A 21,586-nucleotide genomic window follows, 5' to 3' on the forward strand; every position below is an offset into this window, starting at 1 on the left:
TTATAGTAATCAAAATAATCTCCCATGGCAAAACAAATGTCTGTCATTCCCTTTACGGGAAAACTCGGTCCTCTCATTGGGTATAAGCGCAATGGCAACTACTTCCTGCGCTCCATGCCGGAAAGCGTGCAGCAAACGGCTGCTACCCGCCGCGCATCCAGGCGCTTTGGTATCGCCAGCAGGAAAGGTGCTTTTATCCGGCATGCTTTCTACCCCCACCTGGATATCCACTGTGACAGCGGACACATCAATCGGCTCAACAAGCTACTCATTGCTGCCGGTGATCATCACGAAGCCATCACTGGCTTCCGCTTCAATCAGCATACCGGAGTAGATCGCTTCTTTGCGGTGGCTCCCCGCCTCTTGAGTAACGGAATATTAAATATTCCCGCACAAACCATAGCCGGGTATAAAGGCATTGCTGCCCTGGAAGTAAAAGTGATCGCCACGCGTATTGATTTTACATCACGCCAGGTGGCAGGTAGCGAAACGGTAACGCTCATCATAGCCCCCGATACCACTTTCCAGGAAACAAATGTTTCACTGGAGGTACCTGGTAAAGGTTCACTGGTAGTGGTTTTCCAGGTAAGAGCGATGTACAGCGATGGCCCATCGCGCGGCAAACAATATATGGCCGCCGATATTATTGCGGTAGCAGCGCCACAGGTACCCCAATATGCTAAAAAACGTACTTACCCCAAGCGGACAAGATTGCTTCCCAAACTTACCTATACACACGCATATCCAGCTGTCATTCAATTGGAATAAAGCCATTCTGCCTCCGGAGATATTTTGATGAATAAACCTTTTATGCCTGCTTCCTTTGAATAATATATTTCTTTCCGCAGCTACAGCCTGGCACTGAAGCAGCCCTCCTATGGCCGGTTCTCACCTCCATCCGTCTGCTGATGCAATTTCATCCCGGTTATACATCCGGAACTCACCCCCGCATCAAGTCCACCTCTCCTGCAGCGTTTCTATAGGTCCTAAGCGGGTGCTAAGCATAGCATAGACGGAACCTACATACTGAAAAGGTAATGTTGACTATAATGATGGGATATTATACTTATCTCTGTAGGCAATAGGTGTAAGATCTGTGATCTTCTTAAAGGCGTCCCGGAAACTCTGCGTATCCGTATATCCCACTGCCTCCATTACCTCGGAAACAGACCTGCGCCCCGTTTCCAAAAGTTTCCTGGCCGCTTCTATCTTGATGCGCTGTACATATTCAGCAACTGTAAGATGGGTTGCCTTCAGGAACCTGCGCTCAAAAGTTCTTTTTGCTACGTGATATTTTCCGGCCAGGTCAGTAACGGTTATTTTATCTGTAAAATTTTGTTCAATATAAGTCTGGATTTCTTTGATCAGTTCATCATCATGTTTTTTAAACCCTTTAAACACGACAAACGGGGTTTGATTCACCTTGTTAATGTCCACTACGAAATGCTTGGCAACTTGTATGGCGGTCTGCCTGTCTGTAAACTTTTCTATAAGATATAAAAGCAGGCTCCAGTAGGCATTGTTGCCACCGCTGGAATAAAGCCCTTTGTCAGCCGTAAAAATTTTATCTTCCACCAGCTGAACTGCGGGATAATAACTTCTAAATTCGTTCGCATAATCCCAGTGTGTGCTGCATTGTTTATTCTTAAGTAATCCACTAAAGGCCAGTAAAAATGCGCCTACACAAAAGCTGGCGACTTCTGCCCCATTTTTATACTGATCAGCTATCCAGCCCACATAATCCTTATTTAAATACGTAGCACTAATCATATCTCCCGACATAGGCGGAATCACAATCAGATCATGTTGCTGCTCTTTATGAATCTGGCCATCCGGCCTGATGGTAAACAAGCCGTCGTTCAATTGCACCTCCTCTCCCAGCCCCACCAGGGAAATCCTAAATAGTTCAGGCTTTCCCATCTGTTTCAGTAAACTGTTGGTATAGGTAAACACATCATGGGCATCAGTAATAGCAGCTAAAACCGCACGCTTTATGGTGAGTATAGATATCTGGATCATTCAGCAAAAATAGAAATTATAATTGTCGCATTCACCCTCTATACTATGTCGCATTCACCCGTCACCACCTTGGTGAAATGCATTTATCTTTGTGAAACAATTAAATCAATTAATTCTTCCTTCATTATGATTGGCACGAATACCTACCTCCATTTTATGGGCAATGCCCAAGAGGCATTTAATTTTTACAAGTCAGTTTTCGGTGGTGAATTCAAAAATATTCAGCATTATAAAAGCCTGGACAGTGGAAAAAAAATGTCGCCCGAAGACCGGGAAAAACTCATCCACATTACATTACAGATTTCAGATCATATCAGCATTATGGCTTCTGATGTGCTGGATTCAATGGAGATACCTTTTAATGCAGGAAACAATTTCCACATCTGTATGCATACAGAAAATGAACAGGAAGCAGATCGCTTGTTTGGGGCACTTTCTGCAGCAGGAAAAATAGACATGCCATTAAATAAAACATTCTGGGGAGCCTACTTTGGAATGTGTCGTGATAAATTTGGCATTCAATGGATGATCAATTTCGACAATCAGCAATCCAGATAGCGTTTTAAACAATTAAAATAAAAAATGTAAACACTAATGAAAATGATCATAAAAATAATAGTTGTCATAATTGCCATTGTCGCTGTAGCCCTGGTTATTGCCATGTTTTCCAAAAACAAGTATACATTAACCCGTGAAATTACCATCAACCGATCTGCGGATACTGTTTTTAATTACGTCAGATACTTAAAGAATCAACCTGAATACAACAAATGGTTGTCGCTTGACCCCAATACAAAAATCAGCTATAAAGGTGAACCCGATGGATTCCCGGGTGCTATACTAACCTTTGAAAGCAGCAACAGTAAAACAGGTAAAGGTGAATTTGAAACTAAAAAAATAACAGCTGGCGAAAGAGTTGATTTTGAGATTCGCTTTATGGCTTTTACCGCCAACGGATATATGGCCGTGAAAGCCCTGTCGCCAAATTCAACAAAACTGACCTGGGTATATAACAGTGGGATGAACTGGCCCGTTAATCTGCTCCTTCTGTTTATGGATATGGATAAAATCATCGGTAACGACATTGCAGAAAGCCTGAACAATATGAAACACCGGCTGGAATCGTAACACATTTTCAATATTCAAAAGTATCCATAACCGGAGCCAGTTAGCTTTAATAGCAAAAGGTCAGATTATATCTTCAGCAATAGATGTAATCTGACCTTTTTCTATTTATGGAATGAATTGAATACTCAGTTTCATTATAGTACCAACTAATAATTAAATACTTATCATAATTCTTTATTCTTTATTCATTGTCTTCAAAGTTTTAAAAAAAGCTTAACTCCCTGTCCAATCAAAGGTAGCAGTTCCAAAATCAGTTATTCATAACTTCGCCCTCTCTGCTTTATAACTGTCCCAATCGAAGTTTTCTAAATATTTCAAAGCAGCCTCAACACCTTTCATAAACAATGCATTTTTCTGTTCCGAGGTTAAATCAAAATTCAGCCAATTTACCTTTGTTTGATAAGCTTTAATTTCTGCAATACAGAATTTTTTATAAAAAGGATTAGCGGCTATAAAGGCATTATCTTCATTACCCCTAAGTGTATTAATTATACTTCCTAGAAAATACCCTAAAGACATCCGCTTTGTAACCACATAGTCGGGCGATGGCTTTGCATCCATTATTCTTACTCCAATTACCGGTAATCTAGGCCATTTGATCTTTGCTTCGTGGAATAAATTAATAGGAAAGTTGGAAAGCGATCCCCCGTCAATTAAAATTCCTTTATCTTCAACCTGATCCGCGCCCATCCCTTTGACAGGCCACCACCGCTTTTTGAGAACTTTATCTATAACCGTCCCAGGGTTCCCATTTACAGGTTTGTCCGGAAAGAATTGTGGCTCAAAAAATATGGGAATGGCCATTGATGCCCGGACAAATTCAGCCGGATTAATATCTTTTACTCCTTCAAAATACAGATAAGCATCCTTCGGAAGAATAATTTTACACTTATTAGCAATATCTGTAGCAACAAGAGAAATATCGTATTTAATTTTATTATAGTCAACACTCAGGGTATTGGTGGTCATATCGGATTCGCCCCCGCCCCTACGTAATGACACAGTGATACTCTTGGAACCAGATATTGGATCATCCGAATAAAGAAATGCCCGATATTCACCAGAGCTATCTAACTTGAATGTGCCATCGCCTTTAGCCTTCCTGTAAAGATCTTCGGTAGAATTTACCCCATATTCAGCGAGCTCATTTTTTACAAACTCTTTGAACCTGACACCAGGATTTATTCCAAAATTGTATTTGCTAAGCCGGAAGAATAAGATAAATATAAATGTAGCCGCCACGATAAAAAGAAGCAAGGCTAGTAAATAGACCACACGACCTTCCCTCCCCAAAAAACTGATTAGTGGTAATGGCAAAAGAATCATAATCAACAGCGCTAAAAAAGACACCGATAAATTCGATAACAATCCCATTCCCTTTCCTAACGAGAAGATCAACCAACGAACGACTGGATTCTTGGCGTCTACAAAACGCTTCATATTAAACCTTTTTTCGTCGATCATCATATCATATAATTCCGGCGTCTTCGGGTCTTCTTTGTTTCCGATAGCAGCCAGAAACATCGTATTGATTGCACCCGCGCTCGTCCCGGCTAGCCTTAAAAATCTTATACCCAGATACTCCAATACAAAAACAAAGCCTACCAACGAAATACCTAGGGTCCCCCCACCCTCCTGAACTAAATGCACCCATTGTAACTCCTGTTCCTCATCAACCTTGGTTACTATATCGGAAAATTGCTTCCTCTGACTTTTTAATGCCTCCAATTTTTGTACTATCGTGAATTTGGATGAGCCTACATTTACAGAAGCCGATTTCTGCGTAGCAATTTTATGACGTTCCTTGTCCTGTTGTTCTTCAATTTTAACCAGGTCTACAAGAATTTTATCAAAAGAAACATTAATATGCTTATTCAAGTTGGAAAGGTTTTCCTTCATAATACAAGCCTTTTACTGCGTAAGAATATAGAGGACATAAGACATCAGATTTTAAGTACAGTACAAAGTCAATTAAAATCAAATTAAAGGTAGTTATTCGAAGTTCATCTTTAACCCGTATAAATACGCAATTTTCCCTGCGGTAATACTGCTACTCAAAGTGTACCACTTTATCCTGTATGTGATTGAACATGTATATTTTTTGTCTTATTTCAATGCTACTTAATATTGCCAATAAGAAAAGGAAAGATCCGGGCGACATAAGACGAGTATATCGGAAAAGAAATCAATTATTGAGCGTTGAGTGAAAAGTAGTTTAAATATGATTGATTTTTGTGTGCAGGAGGGTGCATCCGCTAGTAGTTTGAAATATTGAATACGACAATTTAATATGAGCCGTAAGCACCATCCTAAAAGGAATACTTTCATAGCGGTGCTGGACAGTATATCAGCCTATGTACCACACAGTAATCGAACTCCATCTGATAAACACCAACCTATAATGAAAAAGCGACACAAAACCCAATCATGAATTTCGTATCGCTCTTTGCGGAGATTCCGGGACACCAATCGCCCTCCTATACCACCTTTAACTTTTCCAGATGTTTTGAAAATCACATAAACAATCAACGACCAGTGATTATTTTTAGATTATCTAAATACCCTTCGCTTAATCATGTTAATTCAAAGACCTGTATTCATTAGGGGTATAACCTACACGGCTTTTGAATAAACGGCTAAAGTGCTGGGGATATTTAAAGCCTAACTCATATGCGATCTCGTTGATTGTCTTACTGCTATCAAAAATCTTATTCTTGGCAATATCAATGATTTTATTCTGAATGTATTCCTGTGCAGATTTGCCTGTTTCTTTTTTGATCAGGTCGCCGAAATAATTTGGCGACAAATGAAGCTCCTCTGCAAAGTAGGCGACGGAAGGCAGTCCAATGCTGTAAGGTTTCTCGGATATAAAATAGCCATTCAACGATTCTTCAAATTTCTCCAGTATTCCCTTATTAACATTTTCCCGGGTGATAAACTGACGATCATAAAACCGGTCACAGTAGTTCAGGAACAATTCAATATTGGAAGCTATCAGTTTTTTGCTGTGCTTATCAACCGTTTGGCCTAATTCATATTCAATCTTGGAAAAGCAATCAAAAACGATTTTCCTTTCCTTTTCAGCTAAATGTAATGCCTCATTGGTATTGTAACTGAAAAAGCTATACTCATGCAGTGTTTTAGCCAGAGGGGTGCCTTTTATTAAATCAGGATGAAAAACTAACGCATGTCCCACAGGCTGGTAGTAATCAACCTTATTTTCCACCTCCAGCACCTGTCCCGGTGAAATAAAGACCAGTGTCCCCTTCTCATAATCATAATAATTACAGCCATATTTAAGATCCCCGCATTTCACTTCTTTAAGGAAAATGCAATAAAGACCAAAAGTCATGCGGGAACCCGTTCTTTCCTTCGCTTTGGAAAAATCGATGATACTAACCAAAGGATGTAATGTCTCATGGTTATTGAAAGTATTGTATTGGTTTACGGTATCAAAATTATATGCCTGTTCCATGACTTTATAACTTTTGTTATTTCTAAAACAAAATTAAACATTAGGATGTAACTACAACATCAGGTGAGTCCCAATAAGTAAAAATGGTAGCAGAATCAGTAATTGGTATACTCATTCACGCCTTAAGATGGCGGACATTTGTAATACCAATGCTTATAGTAAGAATTTTTAAAATAAATAAGAAATGACAACAGTTAAATTAAACAATGGAATAGAAATGCCCATCCTTGGATTTGGTGTCTTTCAAATTCCCGATAAAGCTGAGTGTGAGAGGGTCGTTATAGAGGCTATTGAAACAGGTTACCGATTAATTGATACCGCCGCTTCCTACCTGAATGAGGCCGCTGTGGGTAGTGCTATAAAAAACAGTGGTATAGGCAGACAGGAATTGTTTATTACTACCAAGCTATGGGTACAGGATACCGGCTATGAAAAAACAAAAGCGGCATTTCAACGGTCTTTGGAAAGGTTGCAATTGGACTACCTGGACCTATATCTTATACACCAGCCTTATGGAGATATCTACGGCTCCTGGAGAGCCATGCAGGAATTGTATCAGGAGGGAAAAATAAAAGCCATAGGTGTAGCCAATTTTCACCCCGACCGTATCATAGATTTAATTGTAAACAGCGGTTTTACACCTGCCATTAACCAGATTGAAACACACCCGTTCCACCAACAGATTGAAACGCAAAAGTTTTTGGAAGAAAACAAGGTACAAATTCAATCCTGGGGGCCTTTTGCAGAAGGGAAAAATAACATTTTCCAGAATGAGATCTTAGTCTCTATTGGAAACAAATACAATAAAAGTGTAGCGCAGGTAATTCTTCGTTGGTTAACCCAAAGAGGTATTGTCGCTATTCCCAAATCGGTTCGTAAAGAAAGAATGGAAGAAAATTTCAACGTTTTTGATTTTGAACTTTCCAGGGAAGATCTGCAAACCATCGCCTCTTTAGATACAGCTGCCAGCCTGTTCTTTGACCATAGAGACCCTGCCATGGTAAAATGGCTGAGTGAACGCAAACTAAATATATAACCCCAAAAAAAGATATAAAATGATACCAGAAAGAAAATTAGGAAATAGCGGATTGGAAGTATCCGCACTGGGTTTAGGTTGTATGGGTTTAAGCTTTGGATATGGGCCGGCAACAGATAAACAGGAAGCCATTAATCTAATAAGAACAGCATTTGATGCAGGTGTAAGCTTTTTTGATACCGCCGAATGCTATGGCCCATTCACCAACGAAGAATTATTGGGAGAAGCACTTTCACCATTCCGGGAAAAAGTAGTGATAGCAACTAAATTTGGCTTTCAGGATGGTGACTCCAAAAAGGGATTAGACAGCAGTCCTGCAAGGATAAGAGCTGTCGCAGAAGCATCTATGAAAAGACTTGGAACAGATTACATTGATTTGTTTTATCAGCACCGGGTTGACCCAAAGATACCTATCGAAGATGTTGCCGGAACCATCAAGGAGCTGATCAATGAAGGAAAAATAAGGCATTGGGGTTTATCAGAAGCAGGTATAGAAACAATCAGAAAAGCACATGCGGTACAACCTGTTACTGCACTTCAAAGTGAATATTCTCTATTCTTCCGTGAACCGGAAAAGGAAATCATTCCCACACTGGAAGAGCTGGGGATTGGGTTTGTACCTTTCAGCCCACTCGGGAAGGGCTTTTTAACCGGGGCAATCGATGAAACCACAAAATTCGATCCTACGGATTTCAGAAATATTGTACCCCGTTTCTCGGAAGAAAACAGAAAAGCAAATCAGGCACTGGTGGATTTATTAAAATCGATAGCTGTGCAAAAGGATGCCACACCCGCACAAATAGCCCTGGCATGGTTGCTGGCTCAAAAGCCATGGATTGTACCCATTCCCGGAACCACAAAATTGCATCGCCTGCAAGAGAACATTCATGCTGCTACCATTGACTTATCTATGGAAGACATACAGCAGATAGGCAACGCGGCTTCAAAGATATCCATCCAGGGAGCAAGATATCCAGAGGCATTGCAAAACAGAGTAGGGAAATAAAAACTATTAGATCATCAATGGCTCGATCAGCATCTAAAAAATAGCAGATGAATAAGAAATTCATGAAATATCCGGGTGTATTGACAATATTATTTGCAACCGCCATATCGCTTAGTGCCCAAAACAAAAAGTCTCCGTTAGTTATTGCCAGTCAGGGTAGCTTTGCTGTTGGAGGAACGACAAGTACTGAACCCGGCGCCTTCGATCTCAGTAATGCGTTGAAACCTCAGGGACAAACCTTTCACGGAGATCATGCCTATGCCTTTTATCAAATACCGGTAAAAGCCCGCAAATACCCCATGGTTTTTCTTCATGGCGCCGGTCAGTCCAAAAAAACATGGGAATCTACCCCTGATGGAAGAGAAGGTTTTCAGACTATTTTCCTCAGACGCCGTTTTGGCGTTTATCTGCTCGACCAGCCCAGACGTGGCGATGCCGGGAAGAGTACTGTCGCTGCAACGATTGCACCTACTGCTGATGAGCAGTTTTGGTTTACACAATTCCGGATCGGAAATTATCCTGCATATTTTCCAGGCGTCCAGTTTCCCAAAGACTCCGCTTCCCTGGAACAGTTTTTCAGGCAAATGACCCCCAATACCGGAAGTTTCGATGGTGGCATCATTTCAAATGCTGTTTCCGCTTTATTTGATAAGATCGGTGAAGGCATCCTGGTTACCCATTCACAGGGAGGTGGTCCAGGCTGGCTAACTGCCATCAGGAATAATAAAGTAAAAGCTATTGTCGCCTACGAACCGTACAGCGGCTTCCTGTTTCCCAAAGGAGAACTACCTGAACCTATAAAGTCAGCGGGACTTTTCGGTGACCTGAAAGGCGTGGAAATACCCTTAGCTGATTTCCTTAAACTCACCCAAATACCCATTGTGATTTACTATGGCGATAACATCGCTAAGGAGCCCACTAATGTATGGAATAAAGACCATTGGCGTTCGGGACTTGAAATGGCAGGAATCTGGGCAGCCACCATCAATAAACATGGAGGCAATGCAACGGTAGTACACCTACCGGAAATCGGCATCAAAGGCAATACACATTTCCCTTTTTCTGACTTGAACAACATACAGGTCGCTGACGAATTATCGAAATGGTTAAAGGAAAAAGGCCTGGATAAGTAATATTGGTAGTAATCCCCGTAATCTGTATACCTAAAGAACACCGGGTATTAGGAAATTTGTATAACCTTCAAAATCTATAAATATTATCTGCATGAAAGCATTAACTATCGGTCTGTTTTTAATCCTTATGACTACACAATGGTCCTTTGCACAAAGTACTTCTGCTGACCAGGAAATTATTAACCTTTCCAAAGAAAAGTGGCAGTGGATGGCAGATAAAAATACTACTGGTTTGGATAGCCTGTTTCACGAAAAATCGGTGTTTGTCCACATGGGCGGCTCATGGGGAAAGGAACAGGAACTGAGGGTAATCAAAAGCGGGGGGATCTGGTACAAGAAAGCAGACGTTCATGAAGTTTCTGTGCAGGTCATTGATCACACAGCCATTGTTTTAAATAGAATTGATCTGTTGGCCGTTGTTGGAGGAAACGAAGTAACCAATCCTTTCATGGTAACGGAAGTGTATATTAAACAAAATGGAAGCTGGAAATTGGGTTCCTTATCATTTACTAAACTACTGGCACCCCCCGCCGCCAACAATCATTAAATGAAAGCATTTATAGTAATCATCGGATTGACTTTTACATTAAGTGCTATTCCCTTTGCGCTTAAGGCACAGAGCAATCCGAATGAAAAAATGACCTTAAGTCCAGGGGAACAAAGCATTATTGGTATTGCTGCTCTTACGGCGAAAGGCGATCTTACTAAGCTAAAAATCTCACTGAATGAAGGACTTAAAGCAGGACTAACGGTTAACCAGATCAGGGAAGTTCTCATTCATATATATGCCTATGCAGGGTTTCCACGTAGCCTTCGTGGATTACAGACTTTTATGACTGTATTGGATGAGCGAAAAGCCAAAGGGATACATGATAGCATGGGAGCCGAAGCCACACCTATCAAAGACGAACGCACGAAGTATGATCGCGGTAAGGCAATATTGGAACAGTTAACCGGCGCACCGGAGCCCACACCGAAAAGCGGGTATGCGGCATTTGCTCCTGAAATTGAGATCTTTCTGAAAGAGCATCTTTTCGCTGATATTTTTGAACGGGATGTGCTGACTTATTCAGAAAGAGAGTTGGTGACCATATCTGTACTCAGCAGTATTGGCGGAGTGGAGCCCATGTTAAGTTCGCACTTGAATATTTGTTTGAATGTGGGCTTAAAGCCGCCGCAGTTACAACAATTCATCGGGATCATCAAACGGACCATCGGCAAAAAGGAAGCTATAGCAGCACAGCATGTTTTGGATGGTGTCCTGAAAAGCAGGAAGTAAAATTAAAAAGATACAGAAGATGAAAAAATTGCCAATAATAATCGCATTAACAACATCAATAACAGCAACGAATATAACAAAGGCCCAATCTACTCAGAAGGGATATCAGGCAAACCCCTTTACGCTGGTGTATGAAGGAGCCATTACAGAAAATGTTCCGGGAAAAGTGAATATCCATCCGGTAAGTTATAAACTAAACGGGATTGATATCGCTGCCAATATTTATACACCAGCTGATTATGATGCTTCAAAAAAATATCCGGCAGTAGTGGTCGCTCATCCCAACGGTGGCATTAAAGAGCAAACAGCTGGACTATATGCACAACGTTTGGCGGAATCGGGTTATATCACTATTGTCGCCGATGCTGCCTATCAGGGAGCAAGTGGCGGACAGCCCCGTCATATCGATAAACCTGCAAACAGAATCGAAGATATCCATGGTATGGCCGACTTTATTACCCGGTATGCCGGAGTGGATGCGAACCGTTTGGGTATTTTAGGTATCTGTGGTGGCGGTGGTTATACTTTAAAGGCAGCACAGGGTGATAAACGTTTTAAGGCGGTGGCTACTTTGAGTATGTTTAATTCAGGTGAAGTAAGACGTAATGGCTTTCAGAATTCCCAGTTAAATACCATTCAACAACGTTTAAAACAAGCTTCAGATGCACGTGCGCAGGAAGCCGCAGGTGGCAAAATAATCTATGCTGGTGTGGCGGATATTACAGATGAAGAAATCGCTAAAACCACAACCGATCTATATCGTGAAGGATATGAGTACTATTATCGGACCCACGCCCATCCAAATTCAACCTTTCTATACACCATGAGTAGTCTTCCCGACTTAATGACCTGGGATGCTGCTACCAACATGGATTTAATCAACCAGCCCTTACTAATGATAGCCGGAAGCAAAGCAGATACAAAATATATGACTGATGAGGCTTTCAAAAAAGCAACCAATGCAAGTAAAGAACTTTTTCTGATTGACGGCGCTACCCATATACAAACCTACTGGAAACCAGAATATGTATCTCAGGCCGTAAATAAATTGCTTGAATTTTATAAATCCAACCTCTTTTAAAATGACGATAATTAAAAATATAACCGTCCTATTTCTTATTGGAGCAGTTTTATTATCTTGTAATGAGCATAATAAGTCGGCACGTATCTCTCCATCCGAATCACAAGCATCAACCCTATTTGCGAAAGGGAAACAGGTAACCAATGATAACTTTACCGGAACCGTATGGCTGGAAAACTTAATACAGGCTGACAGCCTAAACCAGAATTCTGTTGGGAGTGTAACCTTTGAGCCAGGTGGCAGAAGCAAATGGCATACGCATCCGGCAGGGCAAATATTATTGGCTATCGATGGCATAGGGTACTATCAGGAAAAGGGACAACCCAAAAAAATACTTCGTAAAGGTGATGCTATAAAATGTCCACCAGGTATTCCTCATTGGCATGGCGCAAGTCCAGATAGCAAATTTGTCCAGGTAGCAATAACCGGCAGGGAAAAAGGCGAAACTGTCTGGCTGGAGCCCGTTACAGACAAGCAATACAATAGTTATAAATAATTAACCTGTAAAATCAAGTCATGACAAATAAAGTATGGCTCATTACCGGCGCTGGGCGCGGCATGGGCGTTGATATTACGAAAGCCGCATTGAATGCGGGACACCAGGTTATTGCTACAGGCCGTAATCCTGAAAGGGTGCTTAAGGCAATTGGCGATCATAAGAACCTGTTGGTAGTGAAGCTTGATATCACCAATGTTGCGGACGCTCAAGCTGCAGTTCAAGCCGGAATGAACAAGTTTGGTAAGATAGATGTGTTGGTAAACAACGCCGCCAATTTCAATGCCGGTTACTTCGAAGAACTTTCTATGGAAGAAATCGAAGGCCAGTTAGCAACCAGCTTATTCGGACCAATGAAAGTAACCAAGGCAGTTCTACCTGTAATGCGCAAGTACCGTTCAGGTCATATTGTAACCATATCTTCGACAGCAGGACTGACAGGCTACACCTTCTGCTCTGCTTACTCAGCTTCAAAATTTGGACTCGAGGGCTGGATGGAGTCATTGCAAACAGAGGTGGAGCAATTCGGCATCAGAACAACCATCGTTAACCCTGGTTTTTTTCGCACCGAATTACTAACCGAAGAATCTACAAAGTATACTGAAAATACGATTGACGATTACGATGATGGCAGAAAACAACAACTGGAATTTTGGAAGGGCGCAAATGGACAACAAACAGGCGACCCGGCTAAACTTGCCCAGGCACTAATTACAATTGTCGATGCAACTAATCCACCCAAACGTTTTCTTGCAGGTGCTGATGCTGTTGCTACAGCGGAACAAGTGCTTGATAAATTGCAAAAGGAAACTGACGCTTACCGCGAACTATCAGGTTCGCTCGGATTCAATGAGATCGCAAAATAATTAAACACAAATACTTGCATTAAGCGCAATTCCGGATTCCGGGATTGCGCTTAATGCAAGTATTTCTGATGGACGTCCGCTATTTTTTATTATATCTCCCTTATCAGGGAGGACGTCAAAATATTGTGTCCAACAGCAATTTATATTATGCCCGAAGGTTTTTAGAAACCCCTCATTCTTCCGAAAATCATGGATTTTATTGTATTATGAAAAGGTAAATGACCTCCGCACCTTACCATATCCTGATCCGCTTATTTTCGTCCAGGTACATCCTTTCTCCGGATTTTACATTAAAAGCGGAGTAAAAAGCGGGGATGTTCATTAATGGGCCATTTACACGCCATATGGGTGGAGAATGGGGATCGTTATTAACCCAGTAGCGCAGGTATTCGTCTTTCATTTTCACCCGCCAGATCCTGGCCACTGAAAAGAAAAATCGCTGATCAGGTGTAAAGCCTCCGATCCTCGTTGTATCCTGTCCTTGTTTGGTCATTTTAAAAGCATCATATGCTACAGCAATTCCGCTGATATCCGCGGTGTTTTCTCCTACTGTAAGCGCACCTTTTATATGAATGCTATCCAGTACGGTGAACGTACTGTACAGGTCAATGACCTGTTGTGTTTTGGCCTTAAACTTTGTATAGTCTTCAGGTGTCCACCAGTTTTTTACGTTACCGTCTTTATCAAACTGGGCACCCTGATCGTCAAACGTATGCGTCATTTCATGCCCGATCACCATGCCAATGCCACCATAGTTAAGCGCATCGTCAGCGTTGTTGTCAAAGTAGGGAGGCTGCAGAATTCCGGCGGGGAACACAATCTCATTGGCGGAAGGATTGTTATAAGCTGTCACTGTGGAAGGTGTAGTGAACCACTCCGTCTTGTCAACCGGCTTCCCCAATTTGGCGAGGTTGTATTGGAAGTTGTTCGCGGCCGCCGATACCACATTTTCAAAATATTTATTCCTCACAATATTTACATTGTTGTATTCACGCCACTTATCCGGGTATCCGATCTTTTTGGTGATAGCAAATAATTTCACCTTGGCTTTTTGCTTCGTGCTGTCACTCATCCAGTCCAGTTTGTCCACCCTATTGGAGAACGCCTTCTGCAGGTTATTCACAAGCTCCAGCATCCGTGTTTTGGCCGACTCCGGGAAATATAGCTTCGTATATAATTGTCCCAATGCCTGCCCAAGATAGTTATCTACCACGCTTGACATGGTCTCGCCGCGTGTTTTTTGCATGGCCTGTCCAGTAAGGACTTTATTATATTCAAAGGATGAATTCACAAAGGGTTTGCTGAGATATTCTGCATAGGTACTGATATAATTTGCGCTCAGGTATACTTTCCAATCCCCGAGCGGGATCGATTTGAGGAGTGTGTTCAATTTGTCATAATAACCTGGTTGGCCTACATCCAATGAATCTATGTTAGCACCCAGATGTTGGAAGAAAGTTGTCCAACCGATATTGGGCTGTTGCTTATTTAAAGCGGCCAGCCCTACTTTATGGAAATTGGCTTTTATATCCCGCAGCTCAACATTGGTTTTATGTGATGCTGCCAGCTGCTTTTGGATATTGTAAACAAGTGCTGCATTTTTTTGCGCCAGCGCAGTATCGCTTCCAGTCAGCGTAAAAAGATCTGCGAGGTATTTTTTATATGCCTGCTGTATAGCAACGGTGGCGGTGTCAGTCTTAAAGTAATAATCCCTGTCAGGCATGCCGATACCAGTTTGATAAACATGCCCCATATTCATGCTGCTGTTTTCCTGATCAGGTGAAACTTGAAAATCAATAAGGAAGATGTTTGACAATTTGGTTTCTTCCGCCATGAATGTAAGCATATCAGCAACACTGGTAATGGCATTGATCCGCTGCAACCCGGCTTTGAGTGGCTCAAAGCCACGCTGATTGATGACATTGGTATCCATTCCGGAAGCAAAAAAATCACCGATCTTTTGTTCAAGGCTGCCGGGGGGATTGTTGCTTTTTGATACGCTATCAAGGATCCCCTGTAACTTGAGACGTTGCTGATAGTTCATAAACCGGTATGCACCTACGCCCGACTGGCTGGGTGGTATTTGTGCGGTATCATACCATTTCAAATTTACATAATTATAAAAATTATCGCCCGGCTGAATGGTCGAGTCGATTCCTTCAATAGCAATGAAGGGTTTTTCATTTGTATGCGGTTGGCAGGCAACAAGAAAAACTAAGAAAACGGATAGCAAAAACCAGCTTTTCATATAGATTAGATTGGTTGCGAAATGATGTTGAACGATTAATAAAGATATCGTTTCTATCTAATACTTTCTCAAATACATCATGCTGAAGATGCTGGAATCTTTATAGAATGGAGGAAAAATGTATTTGATCAGTAGTATTATTTCACATCCTTTCTGGAGAAGATCCATAAAAAGGCATCACTATGATAGCACCTTTTTTGAGATCAACAATCATCTACAAAACTGTTCAGGTAATTTCTTAATAACTGCAATGGCCCACCTGGTATTAATTCGTAATTATACCCGAGCGGATGTATTTATCGATAATATAGATGGTGATTGGCCTCAGCTCACGACCAAAAACCACGGGGTGCTCTCCACCTGAGGTATAGAATTCAAATTTCCCGGCAATTTTAGAGTACCAGACCTTTCCTATAGCCTGGTAAGTAATGGTGTCCGGCCTGGTTATCTTCCTTAAATTTTTCAACCTCATGGTATCTAACGCGATAACCCTTGCATTAGATATTTTCTGGTTACAGGCTATAGGCTCGTAATGATCTTCCAGCCAATACATGCAGTACCCCGAGCGCGGCGTCTGATTTTTATCCTTCCACCACCACATGCCCCCTGTACCCAATACCAGCGACAACATCACCGCGGCGGCCAGTGTTTTGACAGATTTCCCCCTTACCTTTTCCTGCTTACCGGTTTCCGCTGGGCTAACACCTCCACTTTCCTTTCCAATTGAACCAACAAACCTGACCGGAATTATTGGAATTTCCGGAATTACCGGATTTCCGGCTGGTGTATCAATGCCCGTTGCGGGTGAATTAGCAGAGGAATCTGGTACCGCTACCAGGTCTCCTTTTGCCGGGCTGGGATCATTTAACGCCGGGTCTTCATTTATATCCTCATCACCAGCAACCGTTTTCCCTAATTCCCAGGGCCTGCCAGAAAAGTCAATTAGCCAGGCCAGGAGCTCGATATTCTTCTCATCCGTACTTCCTGATTTCTCTTTCAGATAATTCACCAAAGGTCTGAATTTATCCGTCTCGCATCGCTGAATAATAGCATAACAGGTTCTTGCATCATTCAAATCCCCACAGAAATCCCTAATGATCTTTTCATCTCGCTTGTTTACATCTTTCGTGCATCTCTTCAGGCATTCTTCTTTGAGTTTCGCGGGTTTGAGGTGCATCAGGCCGTGAGGTAGCGTATTGTTTACCTTCTTTCGCTCATATGCCTGCATAATCATTTGCTGGTAGTCAGGAAAAAGTGTCGCCATAAGTGAGATTATAGAACTGAATAATCGGAATTAAACCCGCATTCCCGGAATTACAAACGGAATACAGGGAATTACCGGATTTATTGGAATTACTTGTTAATCAACCTCTTACCTCATCCTATCTTCGTTTTGCAATCAGGTAATGCCTCCTTAGCTAAGAGGTACTCTGTACAGAACTGATTCACCCCCGGGCAAAGAAAGCGGAAGCCGGTTACCGGCTTGGGAAGCGATCATCAGCTTCTGTAATCCACGCCCACCCTTCCCAAAAAAAGAAAGAAGCGCTTCCTCACTGACTCAAACTCCGCTGCCGGCTGCCCGGCAACCGGCAGCCTATTTCTAAAACACTCAAAAATTAAAACTATGTTTCACATCATATTTAGCTTTCTTCTGGCATTCTTATGCCCCAGCCATTCCAATAACGGTAATCATAATAATGGCGAACAGGTCACTACTTTGGATGATACCGGCGGCGAAACCGGAACAATTCCTCCAAGACGACCCTAACATATAATCTCCGTGAGGCAAGAAAGTTCTTGCCTCACTTTTTTGGTTACCCATTAATAATAATTCATCGCAATTGAGAAATTCGATACTTTTAAGATAAATAATCCTTCGTGCGCCCCTCAAGCATCATCCTGACCATACTCCTCGGAAGTCTTTTGGCCTGTACGTCCAACAGGGAGTTACCCCAGCCTGTTTTTACACCCACATTCGAAAAAGGAGAATCATTTTTCAATAAAAATAACGACTCTGCCTTTTATTATTTTAATCTCGTTGCAACGGGTGCTAAAGACAGTTTGGCTATTGCAACGGCCTATACTTATATGGGTATCATCCAGGCATATGAGGGAGACCATTATGGGGGACAGGAAAGCCTGTTGAAATCCCTTACTTATCTCGATGAACACAAAAAAGATGACCGGAACTGCCTCAGTTCAAACTACCATGAGCTGGGCAATATCTGTCTTAATCTTAAAAACTATGACGCTGCTATCGACTACTATCACAAAGCACTCAAATATCTAAAGCAGCCCAACGACCAGAACATTGCCTTAAATAGCATAGCCCTTACTTACGAGAAGAAAGGCAACTATGACCAGGCGATCGATTTATATAAATCCTTGCTGAATAAAAGTAAGGACAAGAAAAAAGAATATGCCCGGGTACTTTCCAACTATGCCAGAACTAAATGGTTAAAAGATTCCTCTTATCCCGCCGCAGCAGAGTTGCAACAAGCATTGCAAATCCGTAAGGATTCAAACGACATCAGGGGACTCAATGCCAGCTACACGCATCTGTCGGACTATTATTCACTCTCCTCTCCTGATTCAGCGCTTTATTATGCCAGGAAAAGATACGAAGTCACCAGGGAAATGAATAGCCCGGATGACGAAGTGGAAACGCTTTCAAAACTTATTACACTTAGCCCCACCAATCTGCTGAAACCTTATTTTATCCGTTACCAATACCTGACAGATAGCATCCAAACGGCTAAGAACGCAGCCAAGAACCAATTCGCATTAATCCGGTACGAAACCGCGAAAAGTAAAGCAGACAATCTTCAGCTGCAAAAGGATAATGCACAAAAGAAAACACAACTGGTAGTCCAATGGTTCATTCTGGCACTAACCATCCTGTTTTTCATTATCTCCGGAATTGTTTTAATCCTCCGGTACCACAGGCGCCGGCAACAGATAGAATTTGCATCCCGGCAGGCGATACAGGAACATCAGCTTAAAACCTCCCAGAAAGTGCATGACGTAGTAGCAAATGGCTTATACCGCATCATGACAGACCTCGAGTATAAAGCGTCTGTAGACAAGGAGGAACTGATAGATAAGATTGATGTACTGTATGAGCGATCCCGCGATATCTCGTACGAAAACCCCACTATCTCAAAGGTTCCTTTTTATGTTCAAATTGACGATTTGCTGACGTCCTTTGGATCCGAGCGTATCAAGGTCCTGATCTTCGGCAATGGTCCTACGCTCTGGAACCGTATCGATGTCCAGATACAGCAGGAAGTTGAACATATTCTGCAGGAATTGATGATTAATATGAAAAAACATAGCCAGGCTGATGCTGTGATGATAAAATTCGAATGTCAAAAAAACCAGGTTCAAATTCTCTATACCGATAATGGCATCGGTATTTCCCCGCAAGTTAAGTATGGCAACGGACTGCAGAATACGGGAAACCGTATTAAAAGAATTGGCGGGCAATATACATTTGAACATCCTCCTAAAGGATTAAAAATTCACATTTCTTTCCCAATAGCTCATTCCTCATGATTACAAAGGTACTTATTGCCGAAGATCACGAAAGCGCCAATATTTCTGTGCAGAAAACGCTGGAAGAACTATCCATCATGGATATAGCATATGCCTATTATTGCGATGACGCTTTGAATAAAATAATACAAGCCGTTAAAGCAGAAAGCTCTTTCGATCTCCTTATTACAGATTTGTCTTTCGACCCCGATGGTCATAGGCAGGTACTATCTGGCGGTATGGATCTGATTACCGCCGCCAGGGAAGTACAGCCCGACCTGAATATCCTGATCTTCTCGGCTGAAAACAGGCCAGCAGCTATTGACCAACTTTACAACAAATATGAGATCGATGGCTTTGTACGCAAAGCCAGGAACGACGCCCGGGAGCTTAAAGAGGCCATCAATGAAATAGCCCAACACCGGCGCTACTTTCCGCGTCATATCAGACAGTTGATCAACAAAAAGAATACCTACTCATTTTCGGAATTTGATATCACGATCATTACGCTGCTTTCGCAGGGAATGCTACAGAAAGACATACCTGCGCATCTTCAAGGTATCGGGATAAAACCATCTGGCCTCAGCAGCATAGAAAAAAAGCTCAATCAGATGAAAGATGCATTGGGTTTTACCAAAAATGAGCAACTGGTGGTTTACTTCAAGGATTTAGGTGTTATATAAACATCTCAAAAAATATTCAATAGAAAAAGTCTGATTACGGTTTCCCATAAAAAAAGGCGATGAATGAAATCTATTTTTGTTTCATAAATTAAAAATAACACTATGAAACAAAAGTATTATGTAAACAACAACGCCCAGCTAAACGGCGATCATGAAGTTCACCTCGGTACCTGTCCCTACGTTTCTATGATATATAGCCGAATGTATTTGGGAGAATTTGAAACTTGCCAGGAAGCCGTTCGTAGAGCAAAGAAACATTATCCACGATCGAATGGCTGTTTTACTTGTTGTAATTCATGCCATACAAGTTAAACGATCCTGTCAATTCTTTTGTAACCCCATGTCTTCTGAATCGATCGAGCCATGAAACTCCTATATGCCTGGCTGCTTATAAGTTATGTTCACTGCAACCAAATAACGGTGTATATCTGCGATAGCAAAAATGCTACAAGGTATCATTATAATCCGAAGTGCCGTGGACTAAGTAATTGTAAGCATCGAATCATCAGCATTCCCCTTGAAAAAGCAATGGAGACCAGAACCCTTTGTAAGTGGGAGCAATAAATTGGCTGCAACCGGAATTATATTTCAATAAACTCCAACCTCTGTTATTATGACAACTCCAATCGATGCGCCGTATAAATATTTACAGTTTAAAGGAGACCAATTTTATAGCAGGTATATCCAGGAAGATATTCCTGCAAAATCGCCTCCGGCAAAACCTCCCGGGCAGAGTTTCCTGAACACTACATCTCATGGCAGCTATGGCGCCCTTTTATTTCATCCCAACTGGAAGGCTAAACGAAAGGAAATACTGCACCGCGACATGCATCAGTGCGTACATTGCCGCAGCAATAAAGATTTGCAGGTGCATCACCGGCAATACCACTTTATAGCAAACGAACAGAAGTTCAGGCTTCCCTGGGAGTACCCCGGCCATTTACTCATCACGCTTTGCGAATCCTGTCATAACAAAGGGCATAATAAATATAAAGTGCCGACCATCACTATTTAATAAAATATGTATGAGCTTATTTGATATTTTCAACCGGCAACGCCAAAATGGGCACACCCATACAATGGCCATTGAAAACGCAATACCCGATATTCCGGAAACTACTTTCATTGAAAAGGACGCACCGGAAAAAGAGCCACCTGAAGGAAAATCGGTTACGCCATTCAATGGTGGAATACATCTTTTATACGATTTCCTCGACAAGAATTATGAATCCAAAGGATATAATGATGCGTTGATAAATCCGGATGCAACCCATCTGGACCAAAATGTGATCGCGTTGAAGAATGATCTGGAAAGATCTATCCGAAAGGTAAAAACGTTTTACGAAGACTTTATCCGGCAAATCAATTTCCACATCTCAAGCCGGAGCAGGAGCGGAATGATAGATACGGTGGAAGAGCTGACCATCAAGAAGGAAATTGCCGAAAGCCATATCAACCAGGTCAAAGAGATCGAAGAGCAGGCGAAGATTAACGAGGGCGTTGGGCATGGCATCATTATCAGCTATACGCGCGGATTCAGGAATGGCCTTGCTGCAATTTCCAGTCATATCATTCTGAACAAAAACTTTTAAAATTGAGCGT

21 protein-coding genes are annotated in these 21,586 nt (G+C 41.8%); 16 read left to right on the forward strand and 5 right to left on the reverse strand.

The annotated features are described in order from the left end of the window. Positions 1-24: 24 nt before the first annotated feature. Positions 25-768, forward strand: a complete 744-nt coding sequence (locus AB4Z08_RS34575; protein WP_441578347.1) for a hypothetical protein — start codon at positions 25-27, stop codon at positions 766-768. A 276-nt stretch (positions 769-1,044) separates the two neighbouring features. Here the strand turns inward: AB4Z08_RS34575 and AB4Z08_RS34580 are convergent, their stop codons facing one another. Next, complete coding sequence (locus tag AB4Z08_RS34580) at positions 1,045-2,019, reverse strand: GlxA family transcriptional regulator (RefSeq protein ID WP_441578348.1); 975 nt, start codon at positions 2,017-2,019, stop codon at positions 1,045-1,047. A 126-nt stretch (positions 2,020-2,145) separates the two neighbouring features. Here AB4Z08_RS34580 and AB4Z08_RS34585 point away from each other — a divergent pair, with 126 nt between their 5' ends. Both AB4Z08_RS34585 and AB4Z08_RS34590 read left to right on the forward strand, forming a co-directional pair. Further along, entirely contained in the window at positions 2,146-2,577 is a 432-nt protein-coding gene (locus AB4Z08_RS34585) for a VOC family protein (protein WP_441578349.1), read from the forward strand. A 36-nt stretch (positions 2,578-2,613) separates the two neighbouring features. Continuing rightward, on the forward strand, positions 2,614-3,147 hold the full coding sequence (locus AB4Z08_RS34590; RefSeq protein ID WP_441578350.1) for an SRPBCC family protein: 534 nt from the start codon (positions 2,614-2,616) through the stop codon (positions 3,145-3,147). Positions 3,148-3,405: 258 nt separating this feature from the next. On the opposite strand, the gene AB4Z08_RS34595 is transcribed toward AB4Z08_RS34590, so the two are convergent. Continuing rightward, complete coding sequence (locus AB4Z08_RS34595) at positions 3,406-5,046, reverse strand: patatin-like phospholipase family protein (protein ID WP_441578351.1); 1,641 nt, start codon at positions 5,044-5,046, stop codon at positions 3,406-3,408. Positions 5,047-5,725: 679 nt separating this feature from the next. Beyond that, on the reverse strand, positions 5,726-6,622 hold the full coding sequence (locus AB4Z08_RS34600; protein WP_441578352.1) for a helix-turn-helix domain-containing protein: 897 nt from the start codon (positions 6,620-6,622) through the stop codon (positions 5,726-5,728). A 184-nt stretch (positions 6,623-6,806) separates the two neighbouring features. Between AB4Z08_RS34600 and AB4Z08_RS34605 the strand changes: the two genes are divergently transcribed. From AB4Z08_RS34605 to AB4Z08_RS34640, 8 genes are all read left to right on the forward strand, one after another. Continuing rightward, positions 6,807-7,658, forward strand: coding sequence for an aldo/keto reductase (locus tag AB4Z08_RS34605; RefSeq protein ID WP_441578353.1), 852 nt, complete (start codon positions 6,807-6,809; stop codon positions 7,656-7,658). 19 nt (positions 7,659-7,677) lie between these two features. After that, positions 7,678-8,664: an aldo/keto reductase gene (locus AB4Z08_RS34610; protein WP_441578354.1), complete on the forward strand. Its 987-nt coding sequence runs from the start codon at positions 7,678-7,680 to the stop codon at positions 8,662-8,664. A gap of 47 nt (positions 8,665-8,711) precedes the next feature. Beyond that, positions 8,712-9,797 (forward strand): alpha/beta hydrolase, encoded by a 1,086-nt coding sequence (locus AB4Z08_RS34615; protein WP_441578355.1) that lies wholly within the window; start codon positions 8,712-8,714, stop codon positions 9,795-9,797. A gap of 91 nt (positions 9,798-9,888) precedes the next feature. Then, positions 9,889-10,344 carry a nuclear transport factor 2 family protein gene (locus AB4Z08_RS34620; RefSeq protein ID WP_441578356.1) on the forward strand — a complete coding sequence of 152 codons (456 nt, stop codon included), beginning with the start codon at positions 9,889-9,891 and terminating at the stop codon, positions 10,342-10,344. Further along, positions 10,345-11,076, forward strand: coding sequence for a carboxymuconolactone decarboxylase family protein (locus AB4Z08_RS34625; RefSeq protein ID WP_441578357.1), 732 nt, complete (start codon positions 10,345-10,347; stop codon positions 11,074-11,076). It begins immediately after the preceding gene. A gap of 19 nt (positions 11,077-11,095) precedes the next feature. Then, positions 11,096-12,157 carry an alpha/beta hydrolase gene (locus tag AB4Z08_RS34630; RefSeq protein ID WP_441578358.1) on the forward strand — a complete coding sequence of 354 codons (1,062 nt, stop codon included), beginning with the start codon at positions 11,096-11,098 and terminating at the stop codon, positions 12,155-12,157. A 1-nt stretch (position 12,158) separates the two neighbouring features. Beyond that, positions 12,159-12,653: a cupin domain-containing protein gene (locus AB4Z08_RS34635; RefSeq protein WP_441578359.1), complete on the forward strand. Its 495-nt coding sequence runs from the start codon at positions 12,159-12,161 to the stop codon at positions 12,651-12,653. A gap of 20 nt (positions 12,654-12,673) precedes the next feature. Further along, positions 12,674-13,519, forward strand: coding sequence for an SDR family NAD(P)-dependent oxidoreductase (locus AB4Z08_RS34640; protein ID WP_441578360.1), 846 nt, complete (start codon positions 12,674-12,676; stop codon positions 13,517-13,519). Positions 13,520-13,751: 232 nt separating this feature from the next. Here AB4Z08_RS34640 and AB4Z08_RS34645 read toward each other — a convergent pair whose 3' ends face one another. After that, positions 13,752-15,767, reverse strand: coding sequence for a M13 family metallopeptidase (locus AB4Z08_RS34645; RefSeq protein WP_441578361.1), 2,016 nt, complete (start codon positions 15,765-15,767; stop codon positions 13,752-13,754). A gap of 265 nt (positions 15,768-16,032) precedes the next feature. Continuing rightward, positions 16,033-17,031, reverse strand: coding sequence for a hypothetical protein (locus AB4Z08_RS34650; protein WP_441578362.1), 999 nt, complete (start codon positions 17,029-17,031; stop codon positions 16,033-16,035). Positions 17,032-17,391: 360 nt separating this feature from the next. On the opposite strand from AB4Z08_RS34650, the gene AB4Z08_RS34655 reads away from it, so the two are divergent. From AB4Z08_RS34655 to AB4Z08_RS34675, 5 genes are all read left to right on the forward strand, one after another. After that, positions 17,392-17,535, forward strand: a complete 144-nt coding sequence (locus AB4Z08_RS34655; protein ID WP_441578363.1) for a hypothetical protein — start codon at positions 17,392-17,394, stop codon at positions 17,533-17,535. 110 nt (positions 17,536-17,645) lie between these two features. Continuing rightward, a complete protein-coding gene (locus AB4Z08_RS34660) occupies positions 17,646-19,322 on the forward strand; it encodes an ATP-binding protein (RefSeq protein ID WP_441578364.1) in 1,677 nt (558 codons plus the stop codon). After that, entirely contained in the window at positions 19,319-19,984 is a 666-nt protein-coding gene (locus tag AB4Z08_RS34665) for a response regulator (RefSeq protein ID WP_441578365.1), read from the forward strand. Before AB4Z08_RS34660 ends, AB4Z08_RS34665 begins: the two co-directional genes overlap by 4 nt. 613 nt (positions 19,985-20,597) lie before the next feature. Further along, on the forward strand, positions 20,598-20,999 hold the full coding sequence (locus AB4Z08_RS34670; RefSeq protein ID WP_441578366.1) for an HNH endonuclease: 402 nt from the start codon (positions 20,598-20,600) through the stop codon (positions 20,997-20,999). Between the two features lie 10 nt (positions 21,000-21,009). After that, on the forward strand, positions 21,010-21,576 hold the full coding sequence (locus AB4Z08_RS34675) for a hypothetical protein (protein WP_441578367.1): 567 nt from the start codon (positions 21,010-21,012) through the stop codon (positions 21,574-21,576). The last annotated feature ends 10 nt before the right edge of the window (positions 21,577-21,586 follow it).

Origin of the sequence: Chitinophaga sp. RAB17 (assembly GCF_052114225.1) — a bacterium.
Lineage (GTDB): Bacteria > Bacteroidota > Bacteroidia > Chitinophagales > Chitinophagaceae > Chitinophaga.